The 17,145-nt window shown below is 75.1% G+C and carries 15 protein-coding genes; 6 read left to right on the forward strand and 9 right to left on the reverse strand.

Going from position 1 to position 17,145, the window contains the following annotated elements:
• The first annotated feature begins 104 nt into the window (after positions 1-104).
• Positions 105-3,458: a BTAD domain-containing putative transcriptional regulator gene (locus AB0J53_RS33165; RefSeq protein ID WP_364179668.1), complete on the forward strand. Its 3,354-nt coding sequence runs from the start codon at positions 105-107 to the stop codon at positions 3,456-3,458.
• Between the two features lie 6 nt (positions 3,459-3,464).
• Here AB0J53_RS33165 and AB0J53_RS33170 read toward each other — a convergent pair whose 3' ends face one another.
• From AB0J53_RS33170 to AB0J53_RS33210, 9 genes are read right to left on the reverse strand one after another with little or no spacing between them, the layout of a single operon-like run.
• The gene (locus AB0J53_RS33170) at positions 3,465-4,064 is read right to left on the reverse strand and encodes a YHS domain protein (protein WP_364179670.1); all 600 of its coding nucleotides are present in this window, start codon (positions 4,062-4,064) and stop codon (positions 3,465-3,467) included.
• Between the two features lie 48 nt (positions 4,065-4,112).
• Positions 4,113-5,543, reverse strand: a complete 1,431-nt coding sequence (locus AB0J53_RS33175; protein ID WP_364179672.1) for an aldehyde dehydrogenase family protein — start codon at positions 5,541-5,543, stop codon at positions 4,113-4,115.
• 22 nt (positions 5,544-5,565) lie between these two features.
• Complete coding sequence (locus tag AB0J53_RS33180) at positions 5,566-6,612, reverse strand: P1 family peptidase (RefSeq protein WP_364179674.1); 1,047 nt, start codon at positions 6,610-6,612, stop codon at positions 5,566-5,568.
• Positions 6,609-7,790 carry a M20 family metallopeptidase gene (locus AB0J53_RS33185; protein WP_246646062.1) on the reverse strand — a complete coding sequence of 394 codons (1,182 nt, stop codon included), beginning with the start codon at positions 7,788-7,790 and terminating at the stop codon, positions 6,609-6,611. The genes AB0J53_RS33180 and AB0J53_RS33185 overlap by 4 nt, the downstream gene beginning before the upstream one ends.
• Entirely contained in the window at positions 7,787-8,587 is an 801-nt protein-coding gene (locus tag AB0J53_RS33190) for an ATP-binding cassette domain-containing protein (RefSeq protein WP_219510022.1), read from the reverse strand. Before AB0J53_RS33190 ends, AB0J53_RS33185 begins: the two co-directional genes overlap by 4 nt.
• Positions 8,550-9,470 (reverse strand): ABC transporter ATP-binding protein, encoded by a 921-nt coding sequence (locus AB0J53_RS33195; protein WP_219510024.1) that lies wholly within the window; start codon positions 9,468-9,470, stop codon positions 8,550-8,552. Before AB0J53_RS33195 ends, AB0J53_RS33190 begins: the two co-directional genes overlap by 38 nt.
• Positions 9,457-10,290, reverse strand: coding sequence for an ABC transporter permease (locus AB0J53_RS33200; protein WP_219510025.1), 834 nt, complete (start codon positions 10,288-10,290; stop codon positions 9,457-9,459). Before AB0J53_RS33200 ends, AB0J53_RS33195 begins: the two co-directional genes overlap by 14 nt.
• Positions 10,287-11,234, reverse strand: a complete 948-nt coding sequence (locus tag AB0J53_RS33205) for an ABC transporter permease (RefSeq protein ID WP_219510026.1) — start codon at positions 11,232-11,234, stop codon at positions 10,287-10,289. The genes AB0J53_RS33200 and AB0J53_RS33205 overlap by 4 nt, the downstream gene beginning before the upstream one ends.
• Positions 11,231-12,745 carry an ABC transporter substrate-binding protein gene (locus AB0J53_RS33210; protein ID WP_364179678.1) on the reverse strand — a complete coding sequence of 505 codons (1,515 nt, stop codon included), beginning with the start codon at positions 12,743-12,745 and terminating at the stop codon, positions 11,231-11,233. Before AB0J53_RS33210 ends, AB0J53_RS33205 begins: the two co-directional genes overlap by 4 nt.
• An 86-nt stretch (positions 12,746-12,831) precedes the next feature.
• Between AB0J53_RS33210 and AB0J53_RS33215 the strand changes: the two genes are divergently transcribed.
• Genes AB0J53_RS33215 through AB0J53_RS33235 form a run of 5 tightly spaced genes read left to right on the forward strand, consistent with a single transcriptional unit; the run spans position 12,832 to position 17,139 of the window.
• Positions 12,832-13,584 carry a FadR/GntR family transcriptional regulator gene (locus AB0J53_RS33215; RefSeq protein ID WP_357588469.1) on the forward strand — a complete coding sequence of 251 codons (753 nt, stop codon included), beginning with the start codon at positions 12,832-12,834 and terminating at the stop codon, positions 13,582-13,584.
• Between the two features lie 23 nt (positions 13,585-13,607).
• Positions 13,608-14,573, forward strand: coding sequence for an adenylate/guanylate cyclase domain-containing protein (locus tag AB0J53_RS33220; protein ID WP_308125997.1), 966 nt, complete (start codon positions 13,608-13,610; stop codon positions 14,571-14,573).
• Positions 14,574-14,625: 52 nt separating this feature from the next.
• Positions 14,626-15,108, forward strand: coding sequence for a SigE family RNA polymerase sigma factor (locus AB0J53_RS33225; protein ID WP_357588471.1), 483 nt, complete (start codon positions 14,626-14,628; stop codon positions 15,106-15,108).
• Positions 15,105-16,130: a hypothetical protein gene (locus AB0J53_RS33230; RefSeq protein WP_364179681.1), complete on the forward strand. Its 1,026-nt coding sequence runs from the start codon at positions 15,105-15,107 to the stop codon at positions 16,128-16,130. The genes AB0J53_RS33225 and AB0J53_RS33230 overlap by 4 nt, the downstream gene beginning before the upstream one ends.
• Positions 16,131-16,164: 34 nt before the next feature.
• Positions 16,165-17,139, forward strand: a complete 975-nt coding sequence (locus tag AB0J53_RS33235) for an LLM class flavin-dependent oxidoreductase (protein WP_364179683.1) — start codon at positions 16,165-16,167, stop codon at positions 17,137-17,139.
• Positions 17,140-17,145: the final 6 nt, after the last annotated feature.

The following is a 17,145-nucleotide window of genomic DNA, read 5'->3' on the forward strand; positions in this document are numbered from 1 at the left end:
GCCTCCCGGACCGGCCGCTCGCCGGGTTGGGTGCCTGCGGAGCCGGGCGCATTCCCGGTCCGGCTGCCGCCTGCCGGTCCGGCGTGGCGTGGCAGAGTGGGGTCATGCGCATCGGGGTGCTCGGGCCACTGGAGGTGGTGGCGGACGGGCGGCCGGTCGACGTCGGCGGGTTCCGGCTGCGGGCGCTGCTCATCCGGCTGGCCCTGGACCCGGGCGGCGTGGTGACCTCACGCGCCCTGGCCGAGGCGCTGTGGCCCGACGACGGCCCCGCCAACCCGGCCCCGGCCCTGCACTCGCTCGTGTCCCGGTTGCGCCGCGCCCTGCCCGGCCGCGCCGCCCTGCGCTCCGAACCCGCCGGGTACCGGCTCGACCTGCCCGGCGACAGCGTGGACGTGACCCGCTTCGAACGGCTCGCCGCCCAGGGGCACCGGGCGCTGCGCCAGGGCCGCCCGGACGCCGCCCTGCCCGCGCTGGCCGGCGCGCTGGCGCTGTGGCGGGGCGAACCGCTGGCCGACGCCGCCGCCCTCCCCTTCGCCGCCTCGGCCGCCGTACGCCTGGAGGAGCTGCGGCTCGGCGCGCTGGAGGACCGCATCGAGGCCGAACTCGCCACCGGGCACCGGCCGCCGGGCGGCGTGGCCGAGCTGGAGCAGCTCACCGCCGCCCACCCCCTGCGCGAGCGCCTGCGCGCCCTCCACCTCCGCACGCTCGCCGCCCACGGCAGGCAGGCCGAAGCCCTGGCCGCCTTCGAGACCTACCGCCGCCTGCTGGCCGCCGAACTCGGCACCGACCCCGGCCCCGACCTCCGCGCCCTGCACCTCCGCCTCCTCCGCGGCATACCCCCCACCCCGCCCTCCCCGGCCCCGTCGCGTACCCCAGCACACGGTCCTGGGCACCCCACCCCCCTCCCCTCCGATCCCCCGCCCCCCGGGGCCACGCCAGACGGCGCACACCCGAGGGAACTTCAGGACCGCACTCCCTCCGTAGCAGACGAGCGCGAAGGCCAGCGCCCGAGCAAGGGTGAGCGCCCCCACGGAAGCCAAACCCCGCACGGGGACGAGGGCCAGGCCGAGCACGGGGGCGAGGGCCCGCATGGGGCCGAGGGCGCGCACCTCCCGGGCTCCCGCACCGGTCCGTCCGGTGAGGGGCTGTACGGGGGTGAGGGGCGGGTGCCGGTGGCCTTGACGGAGCTCGTCGGGCGGGAGGCGGAGCTGCGGCTGATCGCCGCGCGTCTGGCCGCCGGTCGGCTGGTGACGCTGGTCGGCCCCGGCGGCGTGGGGAAGACGCGCCTCGCCATCGCAGCCGTGGCCGCCGGCGGGCTGCCCGCCGAGGCGCGCCGGAGCGATCCCGACCGTCGGGTGTGGTGGGCAGGGCTGGCGGCGGTGGCCGACGCGGGGGACGTGGCGCTGGCGGTGGCGCGGGCGTTGGGGTTGCGGGTCCGGGCGGACGCCGTGGAGCAGCTGGCCGAGGCGTTCGCGGGGGCGCGGGCGCTGCTGGTGCTGGACAACTGTGAGCACGTGGCGGACCCGGTGGCCCGGCTGGTGGAGGCGCTGCTCGGCCGCTGCCCCGGTCTGCGGGTGCTGGCGACGAGCCGGGAGCCGCTGCGCATCGGCGGGGAGGCGCTGTGCCCGGTGGCCCCGCTGCCGCCGGAGGAGGCTGAGCGGTTGTTCACGGCGCGGGCGCTGGCCGTGCGGCCGGGGTTCGTCCCGTCGGGGCGGGTCGGTGAGGTGTGCGCGCGGCTGGACGGGCTCCCGCTGGCGATCGAGCTGGCCGCGGCCCGGCTGCGGACGATGACGCTGGACCGGCTGGCCGACGGGCTGGGCGACCGGCTGCCGCGCGGGGACGGCCCGTTCCGGCTGCTGACGGGCGGCAGCCGGACGGCCTCGCCCCGGCACCGGACGTTGCGCGGCGTGGTGGAGTGGAGCTGGGACCTGCTGGACGGCGGCGTCCGGGAGGCGGCGGAGCGGGCGGCGGTCTTCCCGGCGAGCTTCACGGCGGAGGCGGCGGCCGGGGCGGGTGTCGGTGAGGACGCGCTGCACGCGCTGGTGGACAAGTCGCTGCTGCAGCTCGACGGCGACCGCTACCGGATGCTGGGGACGATCCGGGAGTACGGGCTGCTGCGGCTGGCGGAGTCGGGCCGGTTGCGGGCGGCGCGGGAGGCGCATGCCGCGTGCTTTCTCGCGCTGGCCGAGTCCGCGGGGCCTGAGTTGCGAGGGGCCGGACAGCTGGGCCGGGTGGCGCGGCTGGCGGCCGAGCGGGACCATCTGCTGGCCGCGCTGCGCACCGCGTGCGACCACGGCGACGCGGATGTGGCCGTGCGGCTGGGTGCGGCGCTGGCGATGTTCTGGACGGTGCGCGGTGAGCACGCGGAGGCGGTCGCCCGGCTGCGCGCGGCCCTTCAGGTGCCGGGCCGGTCCGCGCCGGGTCCCCGGCGGACGGCGGTGGCCGTCTTCCTGCTGAACGCCCTGATGGCGGGTGATCTGGCGGGCGCGGCGGCGGCGCTCCCCCCGGACGACCCCGGCGGTTCGGGCGAGGAGGGCGCGCTCGGGGCCTTCGCGGGGGCGTTGCTGGCGCTGGCCCGTGGCGAGGCGGACAGCGGGCTGAGCGGGCTGGAGCCGTACCTGGAAGCGGAGGATCCCTGGACGCGCGGGATGGTGTGGCTGGCGCGGTCGCTGCTGCGCGGCACCGGCGCCGGGATGGCGGCGGGGCGCGCCGATCTGGTGGCGGCGGTCGCGGGGTTCCGGGAGGCCGGGGAGCGGTGGGGGCTGGCGTTGACGCTGATGTCGCTGGCGTCGGTCGAGATCGCCGCCGACGCGTACGAGGCGGCCGTGGCGGCGCTGGAGGAGGCCGAGGGGCTGGCCGCCGACCTGGGCACGTACCACGAGCTGGGGGTGTGGGTGGCGATGGTGCGCGTCCACGCCGGGCAGCCGGAGCGGGCCCGGGCGCGGCTGCTGCGGCTGGCCGAGGAGGGCGAGCCGGGGCCCGGCGGACCGCGGCGGGCGGCCGTGGCGCGGGTGGCGCTGGCGGACCTGGCCCGCTGCGATGGGGACCTGGGCGAGGCCGGCCGGCAGTTGCGGCTGGCGGGCGAGGAGGGCGACACGCCGTACCGGACGTTGTACGCGGCGGGGGCGGGGCGGCTGGCGGTCGCCGCCGGGGAGCTGGAGGCGGCGGCCCGCTGGCTCGGGGAGGCGCTGGCGCTGGCGGCGGCGATGCCGGACCCGCCGATGGTCGCGCAGGTGGGGGTGGGGCTGACGGATCTGCTGCTGCGGCGCGGCGAGCCGGTGCGGGCGGCGGAGACGCTGGGCGCCGCCGAGGCGGTGCGGGGCGGCCCGGACGCGCGCCACCCGGACGTCGTCCGGCTGACGCGCGCCCTGCTGGTCACCTCCGGGCGCCGGGCCGCCTACGAGCGCGGCCGCCGCCTGGACCGGGCGGCCGCGCTCGCCGCCCTGCGGGCGGTGTGAGGCGCGTCAGGAGCGGGCGGCCTGCCTGGCGCGCCTGTCGACGTAGGCGTCGCGGCAGCCGGAGCAGCAGAAGGCGTGCAGGACGCCGTCCTCCTCCAGGGTGACCGCGTCGTCGTCCAGGGGCACGATCACGCCGCACATCGGGTCGCGGGCGGCGCGTCCGCCGGCGAGGTCGGTTTCGACCGGCGCGTTCAGGAGTTCCACGATGCCCTCGGAGGTGGTGGCGCGCCCGTTGAGGCCGATGCCGCCCTCGGGCACGCCCAGCACGTGCACCTGCACGTCCGGGTCCCGGCCGTCGGACTCCCTGAGGACCTTGGTCGCGTACGAGACCACCGCCTCGCTCATGTCCTTGCGCCAGGGGCCGGGAACGTACACGCGGACCAGGTAGCGGGGCCGGTCGGCGGGGCCGAGGGCGCGTCCGGCGGCCACCCACACGTCCGGTTCGTGCACGACCACCTGGAACATGGACCGGAACACCTCGGCGGTTGCGTCGCCGATCAGCTCGCCTCCCCCGGTCAGCTCGTGGAGGGAGCCGAGGCGTTCGGCGACGAGGCGGCGGTCGGAGTCGAGGACGCCTTTGGGGACGAAGAGTTCGATGAACATCATGCGGCCCAGCGTGCCGCCGGGGCCTGCCGGGCCGCTGTCAGACGGCTGTCAGGACGGGCGGATGATCGCCATCCGGGTGACGGTCAGCTCCTCGATGGCGAAGCGGGGCCCCTCGCGGCCCGCGCCGGAGTCCTTGACGCCGCCGTACGGCATGTTGTCCGCCCGGAAGCCCGGCACCTCGTTGACCACCACTCCCCCGGCGTCGATGCGCTCGATCGCGGCGAACGCGGTGGCCAGCGAGCGGGTGTAGACGGAGGCGTGCAGGCCGTACCGGGAGGCGTTGACGGCGTCGAAGGCGGCGTCGAGGTCGGGCACCGGGCGGACGCACACGACGGGGCCGAAGATCTCCTCGTCCCACACCTCGGCCCCCTCCGGGACGCCGGTGAGCACGGTGGGCGCGATGGCGCGGCCGTCGCGGACGCCGCCTGTCACGACGCGGGCGCCGGACGCGCCGATCCGGCCGAGCACCCGGTCGGTGGCGGCCGGGTCGATGAGCGGCGCGACGCGGGTGTGCGGCGAGCGCGGGTCGCCCACGGTCACGTCCTTCATCCGCTCGGCCAGCAGCGTCAGGAACTCCTCGTGCGCGGCCTCCTCGACGAGCACCCGCTGGACGGAGATGCACGCCTGGCCGGAGGCGTAGTAGCCGCCGCGCACCACGGCGTCGGCGGCGGCCTCCAGGTCGGCGTCGGCGGCGACGACGAGGGCGGCATTGGAGCCGAGTTCGAGCAGGACCTTGGTGGGGGCGGCGGCGCGGGCGATGGCGTGCCCGGCGGCGGCCGAGCCGGTGAACGACACCGCGCCGATCCGCCGGTCCTCCACGAGGGTGCGGCCGACCTCGACGTCGCCGGTGACGAGCTGCACAGCGGCTGGCGGCAGCGCGCCGGAGGAGCGCAGCAGGTGGACGAGCCAGAGCGTGGCCAGCGGGGTGGCGGGGGCGGGCTTGACGATCACCGGGCAGCCCGCCGCGACCGCCGGGGCGATCTTGTGGGCGGCCAGCAGGAGCGGGTAGTTGAAGCCGGTGATGCCGACGACGACGCCGATCGGCCGCCGCGTCCAGAACCCGATCAGGCCCTCGCCCGACGGGAGCAGGTCGAGCGGCACCGTCTCGCCGTGCAGCCTGGCCACCTCCTCGGCGGCCGTGGCCAGGGTGACGACGGTGCGGGCGACCTCGACCTTGCAGTCGGCCAGCGGCTTGCCGGTCTCCAGGACGAGCAGGCGCTCGAACTCCTCGCGCCGCTCGCGCAGCGCGTCGTGCGCGGCCGTCAGCGCGGCGCGGCGGGCGTGCGACGGGAGCGCCGCCATGGCGGGGGCCACGGCCAGCGCCTCGTCCACCGCGCGGGCCGCGAGCGCGGCGTCGCCGACGGGCGCGCGGGTCACGACCGAGCCGTCGTACGGGAAGATCACGTCCGAGGTGGCCGGGGCTTCCACCCAGCCGTCGCCGACCGGCAGCCCGGCGGGCCACTCCGCCTGAAATGTCATTTCATTTCCCCCAATTGATCGCTCATCGCAGCGCGCTCGGGAACGCGTCCAGGTACGCCGGGGCGCCCTCGCGGCCCGTCGCCGCCAGGATCGCGTGCGCGACGGCCCGGCTGAACACGTCCGCCCCGGCCGACAGCAGGTCGTGCAGGTGCGCCTCGCCCGTCCCGAACACCTCCGGCTCCGCGCCCGGGGCGGGCCGCGCGCAGGTCGCCAGGCCGAAGACGGTGTCGCCGTCGACCATCGTGTGCGCCGGGCGGATCGCCCTCGCCAGGCCGTCGTGCGCCACCCCGGCCAGCTTGCCGCACTGCGCCTTGGTCAGCGTCGCGTCGGTGGCGACGACGCCGATGGTGGTGTTGAGCGACGTGACCTTCGCCTGCTCCCAGGCGGCCACGTCCCGCGGCGACGGCGGTCCCAGGTGATCGAACTCGCCCGGCAGCCCGTAGCGGGTGCCCGACAGCACCCCGCCGCCCGGGTCCAGCACCGACCCGGCGGCGTTCACCACCACCAGCGCGGCCACGGTCACCCCGGCGTCCAGGACGGCGCTCGCCATCCCCACGCCCCCGGCCAGCCCGCCCGCCACCGCCCCGGCCCCCGCCCCGACCGACCCGGCGGCGGGCGCCCCACCGGCGGCGCGGCGTCCCGTCGAGGGCAGGGCGGCGTCGCAGGCGGCGTGGCCGAAGGCGGCGTCCGGGGTCGCGCGGAAGGCGCCGCCCCGGCCGAGGTCGTAGATGACGGCGGCCGGGACGATGGGCACGACGCCGCCGTCGACGGGGAAGCCCACACCCGCGTCCGCGAGCCGGTCCATGACGCCGCAGGCGGCGCTCAGCCCGTACGCGCTGCCGCCCGACAGGACGACGGCGTGGACGCGTTCGACGAGGTTGCGCGGGTCGAGCAGTTCGGTCTCGCGGGTGCCGGGGGCGGCGCCGCGCACGTCGACGCCGGCGACCATGCCGCCCGGCGGGGCGAGGATGACGGTGGTGCCGGTGCGGTAGCCGTCGCCGACGCGGTGGGCGTGGCCGACGCGCAGGCCGGGGACGTCGGTGAGGGCGTTGGCGGGGCCGGGTCTCACGTGAGGGTCCCGGTGAGGAAGCGGCGGGCGGCCTCGGCGAACACCCGGGTGCACCGGACGATCTCGTCGACGGAGACGTGCTCGTCGGCCTGGTGGGCGATCCACTTGCCGCCGGGCCCGTACACGACGGACGGGATGCCGCCCCAGTGGGTGAGGACGGTGCCGTCGGTGGAGCCGGGGACGCCGCCGTAGACGGGCTCCGCACCGGTGACGTCGCGGTGGGCGGCGGCGAGCGCGGCGACGACGGGGGTGGTGACGGGCACGTCGACGGGCGGCCGGTCGACGAGGACGGCCACGTCGGCGGTGATGCCGTCGCGGGCGGCCAGCGTGGCGACGCGGGCGGCGACGTCGTCGTGGGAGACGCCGGGCACGGTGCGCACGTCGACGAAGACGGAGGCGGTCGCGGGGATGACGTTGACCTGTTCCTCGGTGCCGGCCCGGACCACGGTGGGCGTGACGTACACCTCGCCGAGGTGCTCGTGGGCGGGGTGGCGGCGCTGGAGCTCGGCCTGGAGGTCGCGCAGCGCGGTGAGGAGGTCGCCGACGGCCTCGATGGGGTTGCGGCCGTGCTGGGGCATGGCGCCGTGCGCCATCTTGCCGGTGAGGTCGACGCGCAGCCGCAGCGCGCCCTTGGCGACGGCGCAGATCTCGCCCGCCTCGGGCTCTGCGACGATGGCGCCGTCGACGCCGGCGGCGAGCCCTTCGGCGACGAAGTGGTGGGCGCCGAGCATGAGGCCCTCCTCGTCGGCGAGCGCGCACACCTTGATCCGGCCGGGGAACGGCCCGGCGAGCTGGAGCGCGCGGGTGGCGTAGAGGGTGGCGGCCAGGCCGGACTTCATGTCGGCGCTGCCGCGTCCCCACAGTTTGCCGTCGCGGATCTCGCCGCCGAACGGGTCGACGGTCCACTCCGACAGGTCGCCTTCGGTGACCACGTCGGTGTGGCCCTCGAACATCAGCGTCGGCCCGTCACCGCCGCCGCCCTCGACGACGGCCACCACGTTGGGCCTGCCGGGCGCGGCCTCGTACACGCTGGGCTCCCAGCCCCATTCGCGCATCTTGGCGGCGACGAGGTCGGCGGCGGGCTGCTCGCTGCGGCCGCGCGCCGGGTCGTTGGTGCTCGGGATCCGGACGAGCGCCTGGGTGAACTCGACGACTCCGCGGGCGTCTACCTCGATCAACGAAACCCCTCCAAGGTCGGTACGGCCTGCAGCAGCGTGCGCGTGTAGGCGTGGCGGGGCTCGGCCCAGACGTCGTCCACGGCGCCCGTCTCCACGATCTCGCCGTCGTTCATGACGGCGACCGTCTCGCACACGTGCCGGACGACGGACAGGTCGTGCGAGACGAAGACCAGGGTGAGGCCGAGCTCGTCGACGAGGTCGGCCAGCAGGTTGAGGATCTGCCCGCGGACGGAGACGTCGAGGGCGCTGACGGGCTCGTCGGCGACGAGCACCTTGGGGCGGGGGGCCAGGGCGCGGGCGATGGCGATGCGCTGGCGCTGGCCGCCGGAGAACTGGTGCGGGTAGCGGCCGGCGGCGGTGGCGGGCAGGCCGACGGCGTCGAGCAGTTCGGTGACGCGGTCGCCGACGGGCTCGCCGAGGGCGACGAGGGGTTCGGCGACCAGGTCGCGGACGCGCATGCGCGGGTCGAGCGAGCTCATCGGGTCCTGGAAGACGATCTGCAGGCTGTGGCGCAGGAAGCGGAGCCGGCGTTCGGGCAGGCCGGTGATCTCGCGGCCGTCGAAGCGGATGGACCCGGCGGTGGGCCGGTCGAGCGCGCACAGCAGGCGCAGCAGCGTCGACTTGCCGCTGCCGGACTCGCCGACGATGCCGAAGCGCTCACCCTTGCGGATGGTCAGCGACACGCCGCGCAGCGCGTGGACGGGCTCGCCCGGCCTGGTGAGCGAGGTGCGCGGGCGGTGGTAGACGCGGGTGAGGCCGCTAGCCTCGATCAGCGGGGTGCCAGCATGCGTGGGCATGGCCCTCTCCTGTCAGCGCCGGAGCTTGCTCGCAGGTGGTGTCGGCGTGCGGGCAGCGGTTGCGGAAGACGCATCCGCCGGGGAACGTCCCGGCGGCCGGGACGCTGCCGGCGATGGTGGGCAGCCGGGTGCCGCGCGGGGTGAGTTTCGAGGCGGCCAGCAGGCCCTCGGTGTAGCGGTGGCGGGGCCGGGTGAAGACCTCGCGGATGGGGCCGCTCTCGACGACGCGGCCCCCGTACATGACCAGGACGCGCTCGCAGACGGAGGCGACGACGGCCAGGTCGTGAGTGATGAACAGCAGCGCGGGGGCGACCTCGGCGATGAGGTCGAGCATCTGCTTCTGCACGGTCACGTCGAGCGCGGTGGTGGGCTCGTCGCAGATGAGCAGGTCGGGGCCGTTGGCGAGGGCGATGGCGAGCATGACGCGCTGGCGCTGGCCGCCGGAGAGCTGGTGGGGGTAGGCGCGGGCGACCTGCTCGGGGTGGGGCAGGCGGACGCGGCCGAGGAGCTCGGCGGCGCGGGCGCGGGCCCGGTCGCGGGGGACGCCGTGCAGGGTCATGACCTCGGCGACCTGGGCGCCGACGCGCATGAGCGGGTTGAGCGCGGTCATCGGCTCCTGGAAGACCATGGCCAGCTCGCTGCCGCGCAGGTCCTTCAGGCGTTTCTCGGGGACGCCGACGAGGTCGCGGTCGTGCAGCCGGGCGGCGCCGGTGGCGGTGACGCCCTCGGGGAGCAGGCCCATGAGCGACAGCGCGGTCAGGGACTTGCCGGAGCCGGACTCGCCGATGAGGCCGACGCGTTCGCCGGGGGCGATGGTGAACGACACGTCGTGGACGAGCTCGACGCCGTCGGCGGCGACGGTGAGGCCCTCAACGCTCAGCACGGATCCTCCTGAGCTTGGGGTCGAGGTAGTCGCGCAGCCCGTCGCCGAGCAGGTTGAAGCCGAGCACGGCCAGCGCGATGGCCAGGCCGGGCCACAGCGCCAGGCGGGGGGTGGAGAACAGCAGCTCCTGCGACTCCTGGAGCATGCGGCCCCACGACGGGGTGGGCGGCCGGGTGCCGAAGCCGAGGAACGACAGCGCGGCCTCGGCCAGGATGGCGATCGCGAACGACACCGACGCCTGGACGATGAGGACGGAGGAGATGTTGGGCAGCACGTGCCGGAAGGCGACGGCGGCGCGGCGGCGGCCGGCGGCCCGCGCGGCCAGGATGTAGTCGGTGACCATGACCTGGAGGGTGGCGGCGCGGGCGACGCGGGCGAACGCGGGCACGGTGGCGACGCCGATGGCGATCATCGCGGTGAGCGTGCCGGCCCCGTAGACGGCGCCGAGCATGACGGCCAGCAGCAGCGCGGGGAAGGCGAACACGAGGTCGTTGACCCGCATGATCAGCTCCGACAGCCAGCCGAGCGGCGTCATCCCGGCGATCACGCCGAGCGGGACGCCGATCGCCGCGGCGATGCCGACGGCCACGATGCCCACGTAGAGGGTGGTGCGGGCGCCGACCATGAGCTGGCTGAAGGTGTCGCGGCCGAACTTGTCGGCGCCGAGCAGGTAGCCGTCGCCGGGCTCGCGCAGCTTGCCGGCGGCGTCGACGAGCGTGGGGTCGTGCGGCGTCCACACGAACGACACCAGCGCGGCCAGCACGACGATCCCGACGAGGACGCCGCCGGTGACCAGGCTCGCGTTGAGCCGTCCTCTCATCGCGCCCCCCGCAGCCTCGGGTCGAGCGCGGCGTAGGCCACGTCCACCAGGAAGTTGATCAGCAGCACGGCGGCCACCAGCACCATGACGACGCCCTGGACGAGCAGCAGGTCGCGGCCGGCGACGCCGTTGAGGAGCAGGTCGCCGAGGCCGGGGATGACGAACACCCGCTCGACGACGACGGCGCCGATGAGCAGCGTGGCCAGTTGCAGGCCGAGCACGGTGACGACGGGGACGGAGGCGTTGCGCAGCCCGTGGCGCCACAGCGCGCCCATCCGGCCCCGGCCCTTGGCGCGGGCGGTGCGCAGGTAGTCCTCGCGCATCACGTCCAGCACGGCGGAGCGGACGTAGCGGGTGAGCACGGCGCCCTGGACGAGGCCGAGCGACAGCCACGGCAGCAGCAGGCTGCGCAGCCATTCGGCGGGGTCGTCGGCGAACGGCACGTAGCCGCCGGAGGGCAGCGCCTGGGCCTTCACCGCGAACACGAACACCAGCAGGATGCCCGCCAGGAACGCCGGGACCGCGATGCCGACCTGGGAGAAGGCGCTGATGGCCGCGCCCAGCGGGTTGCGGTGGTGCACGGCGGCGAACGTGCCCGCCGGGACGGCGATGAGCAGCGCGATGACCATGCCGCCGAGCACCAGCGCCACCGTGACGTTGAGCCGCTCGGCGATCTGCGGCCCGATCGGGGCGCTGGTCACGTACGAGGTGCCGAAGTCGCCGGTGACGAGCCCGCCGAACCAGTCGGCGAACTGGGCCGCGGCGGGCCGGTCGGTGCCGAACTCGGCGCGCAGCGCCGCCACCGCCTCGGGCGTCGCGTTGACGCCCAGCGCGACCTCGGCCGGGTCGCCGGGCAGCACCGCCATGAAGGCGAACACCAGCACCCCGGCCACGGCGACGCTCGCGACGAACACGCCGAGGCGCTTCAGCAGGTAGAGGATCACTGCTTGGCGAGCCCGGTGAAGTCGAAGGACTCGGAGATGGCGTTCTCCGGCAGGCCGGTGACGCCCTTCTTGGCGACGATCAGGTTGGGGAACAGGAACAGCCAGTCGGCGGCGGCGTCCTGCGACAGCAGCGCGGCGGCGGCCTTGAGGTCGTCGGTCTGCTGCTGCTCGGTGCCGGTGTCGGCGGAGGCGAGCAGCTTGCCGTACTCGGGGTTGTCGTAGCGGAAGTAGTAGTCCTTGTCAGCGAAGATGCCCATGTCGCGTGGTTCGACGTGATTGATGATCGACAGGTCGTAGTCGCCCTTGGTGAACACCACGTCCAGCCAGCGGGCGGGGAACTCCAGCGGCTCGATCTCGGCGTTGATGCCCACCTGGGCGAGCTGCGACTTGACCACCTGCGCGGAGGCGACGGCGTAGGGCAGGTTGGGGATGCGCATCTTCACGTCGTACGTCTTGCCGCCGAGCAGCGCCTTGGCCTTGGCGACGTCGTGGGGGTAGTCGCCGGTGCGGTCCTCGTACCAGGGGTCGGTGGGCGGGACCATCGAGCCGATGAGCTGGCCGCGCCCGGCCCAGGCGGTGTCGAGCAGGGCCTGGTGGTCGATGGCGTGGCGGACGGCCTGGCGGACCTTCTTGTCGTCGAAGGGCGGGCGGCCGTTGTTCATGGACAGGACGACCTCGCCGTTGGTGGTGCCCTCGATCGTCTGGAACCGGTTGGTGTCGGCGAACTGCTGCAGCGACTCGGGCGCCTGTACGCTGGAGACGACGTCGATGCCGCCGGTGAGCAGCGCGTTGTTCATGGCCGTGGCGTCCTTGAAGTACTTGAGCGTCACGGTGGAGATCTGCGGCTTGGCGCCCCAGTACTTCGGGTTGGCGTCGAGGCGGATGGAGTCGCCGCGCCGCCAGGCGCCGAGCTGGTAGGGGCCGGTGCCGACGGGCTTGTTGGCCAGGTCGGCGACGCCGGTGCGGCTGAACATGGCGCCGAGCCTGGTGGCCATCGTGTAGAGGAAGCCGTTGCTGGGCCGCGAGAGGGTGACGACGGCGGTGGCGTCGTCCTTCTTCTCCACGTCCTCGACCATGTCGAGCTGCGACTTGATCTTGAGCTTCCAGTCGGACCTGACCCGGTCCAGCGAGAAGACGACGTCGTCGGCGGTGAACGGGGCGCCGTTGGTGAAGGTGACGCCCTTGCGCAGGGTGAAGGTATAGGTCTTGCGGTCGTCGGAGACGTCCCACTTCTCGGCGAGCAGCGGCTGGATCTGCCCGGCCTGGTCGAGCTTGACCAGGCCCTCGTAGACGTTGACCAGCAGCGCCTGCGGGATCGCCGCGCCCTCGGTGGAGGTGAAGTCGAGGTTGGCCGGCTCGGCCACGAACCCGACCGACAGCGCCTCGGCCTTGCCCCCGGCGCCGCCGGTGCCGCCTGTGCCGCCGTCGCCGGACCCGCCGGAACCGCCGCCACAGGCGGCTACGCTCAGCAGGAGACCGCCCACGGCGATCCATGTCCCGATTCGCCTCATTGTTCAGCCTCCTGGCTAGTGCACTGGTCTGACCAGTAGGCTACGCACACTGCCAGTCCGCGACGGCTCGGGTCAAGGGGGCTTACATGGGTGGTCCACGCTTCGAGCCGGTGCGGACCGTACGCGCCTACGAGCGCATCGTGGAGCAGATCGAGGAGGCCGTCGAGAGCGGCGGACTGCCGCCCGGCGCGCGGCTGCCGAGCGAGCGCGAGCTGATGGCGCAGTTCGGCGTCAGCCGGTCCACCGTGCGCGAGGCGCTGCGGGTGCTGCAGGCGCGCGGCCTGGTCAGGTCGCGGCCCGGCGATCCCAACGGGGCGGAGGTGCTGCCCTTCTCCCCCGCCGCATTACACAAGTCGATGACCACGCTCGCCCGGGTCGACGAGCTGTCGCTGGGCGAGCTGGTGCAGTTCAGGATGGTGCTGGACGCCTCGGCCAACCTGCTGGCGGCGCGGCTGCGCACCGACGCCGAGCTGGCCGAGATGGACGCGGCGATCGGCCGGATGCGCGAGGCGGTCGGGGCGGGCTACGACGCGTTCAGCGCCGCCGACGTGGCCTTCCACGACGCGGTGGCCCGGGCCAGCCGCAACAAGCTCATCCAGATCTGCACCGACGTGGTCCGCTCGATCGTGCTCGGGCTGATCGCCGGGAAGATCGCGGGCTCGGACGACCGGGAGGCGCTGATGCTGCAGAGCATCCGCCACCACGAGGAGGTGCTGGCCGCCGTCCGGGCCGGTGACGGGCCGCTGGCCGCCCGGCTGTCGCGGCGCACGATGTACGACTACTACGTCGGCTACGTGCCGGCCGGCGAGCGGGCCGCTCTGCGGGCCCTGCTGGAGTAGGGGGGCGGGGTAGTGTGACTTCCGTGGCTGAGGAGGATGGGGACGGGGTGGCCGAGGCGTTCCTGCGCGAGCCCCGGCGCTACACCAGTCACCAGGTCGCCGAGATGGCCGGGGTGCCGGTCTACAAGGCTCGGCGGTTCTGGCGGGCGCTCGGCTTCGCCAACGTGGCCGACGACGCCGTCGAGTTCACCGAGTCGGACGTGGTGGCGCTCAAGACGCTGCTCGGCATGGTCAGCGACGGCGTCTACGACGAGGACCACGTGCTGCTGATCGCCCGCTCGCTCGGCCGGGCCGCCGCCCGGCTGGCCGAGTCGCAGGCGGAGATCGGCGCCGAGGCGCTCGACCAGGCCGGGGTGCCGCTGGCCGAGCGGCCCAAGGCGTGGCGGCGCCGGGCCGAGCGGGTGGTGCCCGACCTGGCGCGGCTGCTGGTCTACTCCTGGCAGCGCCAGCTCGCCGCCGCCGCCGGGCGGCTCGCCGTCCAGGACATGAGCACCGTACGGCTGGCCGTCGGGTTCGCGGACCTGGTCGGGTTCACCCGGCTGAGCCGGCAGATCACCGAGACGGAGCTGGCCGCGCTGATCGACAGGTTCGAGGGCCGCTCCGCCGACGCCGTCACCTCGTGCGGCGGCCGGGTCGTCAAGACGCTGGGCGACTCGGTGCTGTTCGTGGCCGACAAGGCGCACGTGGCGACCGAGATCGGGCTGCGGCTGCTGGAGGAGCACGCCCGCGGCAAGGGCATGCCGGAGCTGCGGGTGGGGCTGGCCGCCGGGCCGGTCATCTGGCGGATGGGCGACGTGTTCGGCACCACCGTCAACCTGGCCAGCAGGCTCACCGCGCTGGCCCTGCCGGGCACCATGCTGGCCGATCCGGAGCTGGCCGAGGAGCTGGAGGGCGACCGGGCGTTCCGGCTGCGGCCGGTCGACCGGCTGTCGGTGCGCGGGCTGGGCGAGCTGTCGCCGTTCACCGTGAGCCGCGCCGGGGCAACCTGATCGGCGCCTCGATGCGTCTGTACCGTCAGCAAGCTGATGGGGAGGCGCACCGGTGGCAGACAGGGCCATGTTCCAGGACTTCGTGAGCGCGAGGTCCGACCGGCTGTTACGCACCGCCTACCTGCTCACCCACGACTGGGGCACCGCCGAGGACCTGCTGCAGGAGGCGCTGGCCAAGGCGTGGTCCGCCTGGCCGGGCATCGACGAGCCGGAGTCGTACGTCCGCAGGGTGCTGGTGACCACGTACACGTCGTGGTGGCGCAGGAGGTGGCGCAGGGAGCTGCCGAGCGACACGATCCCGGACGTGGCGGTGCTCGACCCGCCCGCCGACGGCCGGGAGGAGCTGTGGCGGGCGGTGGGCCGGCTGCCGGCGCGGCAGCGGGCGGTGATCGTGCTGCGGTTCTACGAGGACCTGGCGGTGACGGAGGTGGCCCAGCTGATGGGCTGCGCGGCGGGGACGGTCAAGAGCCAGACCGCCAAGGCGCTGGCCTCGCTGCGGGTGGACGAGTCGATCGTGAAGGAGCTGCGGGGATGACCGTACAGGATCTGCGTGACCTGCTGCGCGAGCGCGCCGACGGGCCGCCGCCGGCGAACCCGGCCCGGCTCGCCCAGGTGCGGGCCCGGGTGAGCAGGACCCGGCGGCGCAGGCGGATCACGACGGGGGTGGCCGTGGCCGCGGCCGTCGCGGCGGGCGCGGTGGTGCTTCCTGGCGCGCTCCCGGACACTGTCACGCCGGGCGGGCGGACGACGGCCGCCACCGCCCCGGGGCCGGAGCTGCCGGAGTCCTTCACCGCGCCCGACGGCGCCGCCTACCGGCGGCTCGCGGTCACCTCGATCGGCCGGTCCGGGGAGCAGAAGAAGACGCTGACCGTCCCGGTCACCGGCAGGCCGCTGGACGTGGCGGTGGCGTGCGACGGCGAGGGGCGCGCGGACAACACCCCGATGGTGTACGTCGGCCGCGCGCCTTCGCCGTCCGCCCGGATCGGGGCGTGCTCGTCCCGGATGGAGCTGCTGCCGCTGGTGGTCTCCCAGGGTGACGGGCAGGTCGAGGTCACCTTCGACGCCACCCGCAGCGGCGTGTGCGGCCCGGGGATGACGGCCTGCGACGAGGCGGTCCCCGCCGCCTGGACGCTCGGCGTGTACGAGTGGACGCCGCCCGCCGAGCCGGCCGACCCCGCGCCCGTCAAGGAGTTCCCGGCCCGGTTCGAGGGGTGGAAGCTGGCCGGGTCCACCTCCGGGGTGTGGCCGCGCGACTCCGTCGTCCGGCTGGAGATCGAGGGCCACGGCCGCAAGGTCGCGCTCGACCAGCTCTGCTCGGGCGAGCTGGCGCGGCGGATGCGGTTCACCTACCGGGTGGGCGACGAGGAGCCGGCGGGCGGCGCGAGCTGCGGCGTGTGGGAGTCGGGCGCGTACCCGGCCGCGCTCACCGAGGTCGAGGTGCCCGAGGGCGAGCGCCTGGTGATCACCGGCGAGGTGGCGGCGTGGGGCGAGACCACCAACCGCCCGGTCCGCTGGTCGGTCGGCGTCTACACCAGGACCGGCGGCTCCGGCGAGTAGGAACATTTCGGGCCTGGCCGCGTTGCATCCTGACATGACCAGGCTCGCGATTCTCGACCGTTCCCTCGTCCGGCAGGGGCACTCCCCCTCGGCCGCGCTGCGTGAGACCGTGCGGTTCGCGCGGCAGGCCGAGGAGCTCGGCTACCACCGGTTCTGGGTGTCGGAGCACCACAGCGTGCCCGGCGTGGCCGGCTCGGCGCCCACCGTGCTGGCGGCGGCCGTCGCGGCGGCCACGGACCGGATCCGGGTCGGCACCGGCGGCGTGATGCTCCCGAACCACCGGCCGCTGGTGGTGGCCGAGCAGTTCGGCGTGCTGGAGTCGCTGTACCCGGGCCGGATCGACATGGGCCTGGGCCGCTCCGTCGGCTTCACCGGCGGCATCCGCCGGGCGCTCGGCCACGGCAAGGAGGACGCCGACGCGTTCGGCGACCGGCTCGCGGAGCTGCTCGGCTTCTTCACCGGCGAGCAGGACGTCCATCCGGGCGTGCACGCGCTGCCGGCCGAGGGGCTGCGCCCGCAGCCGTTCGTGCTGGCCATGGGGGCGGGCGCGGACGTGGCCGCCGAGCACGGGCTGCCGCTGGTGATCGGCGGGGGCGGCGCGAAGCTGCGCGAGTCGGTCGGCCGCTACCGTGCCGCCTTCCGCCCCTCGGCCTGGGCGGCGCGGCCGTACGTGATGGTGGCGGCGAACGTCGCGGTCGGCGAGAGCGCCGAGCGGGCGGCGCTGCTTCAGGCGCCGGAGGCGTGGGCGACGGCGCGCTCGCGGACCGACGGCTCGTTCCCGCCGCTCGAACCGGCCGGCGCGGTGATGCGGCTGGAGATGACGGCGCGCGAGCGGGCGCTGTTCGAGGAGGCGCGCAAGGGCCAGATCCACGGCACGGACCGGGAGGTGGCGATGCGGCTGCACGACCTCGTCGAGCTCACGGGGGCCGACGAGGTCATGGTCACGATGAACACCTACGACCTGGAGGAGCGGCTCGACTCCTACCGGCGGCTGGCCCGGCTCGTCTGAGGCGGG

The sequence above is a fragment of the Nonomuraea sp. NPDC049725 genome (genome assembly GCF_040674795.1).
Lineage (GTDB): Bacteria > Actinomycetota > Actinomycetes > Streptosporangiales > Streptosporangiaceae > Nonomuraea > Nonomuraea ceibae.

Excerpts from the sequence above, each read along its gene's own strand:
- AB0J53_RS33170 (WP_364179670.1), bottom strand. The coding sequence starts at position 4,064 with ATGATGTTCATCGAACTCTTCGTCCCCAAAGGCGTCCTCGACTCCGAC.
- AB0J53_RS33215 (WP_357588469.1), top strand. The coding sequence starts at position 12,832 with ATGGGTGGTCCACGCTTCGAGCCGGTGCGGACCGTACGCGCCTACGAG.
- AB0J53_RS33210 (WP_364179678.1), bottom strand. The coding sequence starts at position 12,745 with ATGAGGCGAATCGGGACATGGATCGCCGTGGGCGGTCTCCTGCTGAGC.
- AB0J53_RS33235 (WP_364179683.1), top strand. The coding sequence starts at position 16,165 with ATGACCAGGCTCGCGATTCTCGACCGTTCCCTCGTCCGGCAGGGGCAC.
- AB0J53_RS33175 (WP_364179672.1), bottom strand. The coding sequence starts at position 5,543 with ATGACATTTCAGGCGGAGTGGCCCGCCGGGCTGCCGGTCGGCGACGGC.
- AB0J53_RS33190 (WP_219510022.1), bottom strand. The coding sequence starts at position 8,587 with ATGCCCACGCATGCTGGCACCCCGCTGATCGAGGCTAGCGGCCTCACC.
- AB0J53_RS33200 (WP_219510025.1), bottom strand. The coding sequence starts at position 10,290 with ATGAGAGGACGGCTCAACGCGAGCCTGGTCACCGGCGGCGTCCTCGTC.
- AB0J53_RS33165 (WP_364179668.1), top strand. The coding sequence starts at position 105 with ATGCGCATCGGGGTGCTCGGGCCACTGGAGGTGGTGGCGGACGGGCGG.
- AB0J53_RS33230 (WP_364179681.1), top strand. The coding sequence starts at position 15,105 with ATGACCGTACAGGATCTGCGTGACCTGCTGCGCGAGCGCGCCGACGGG.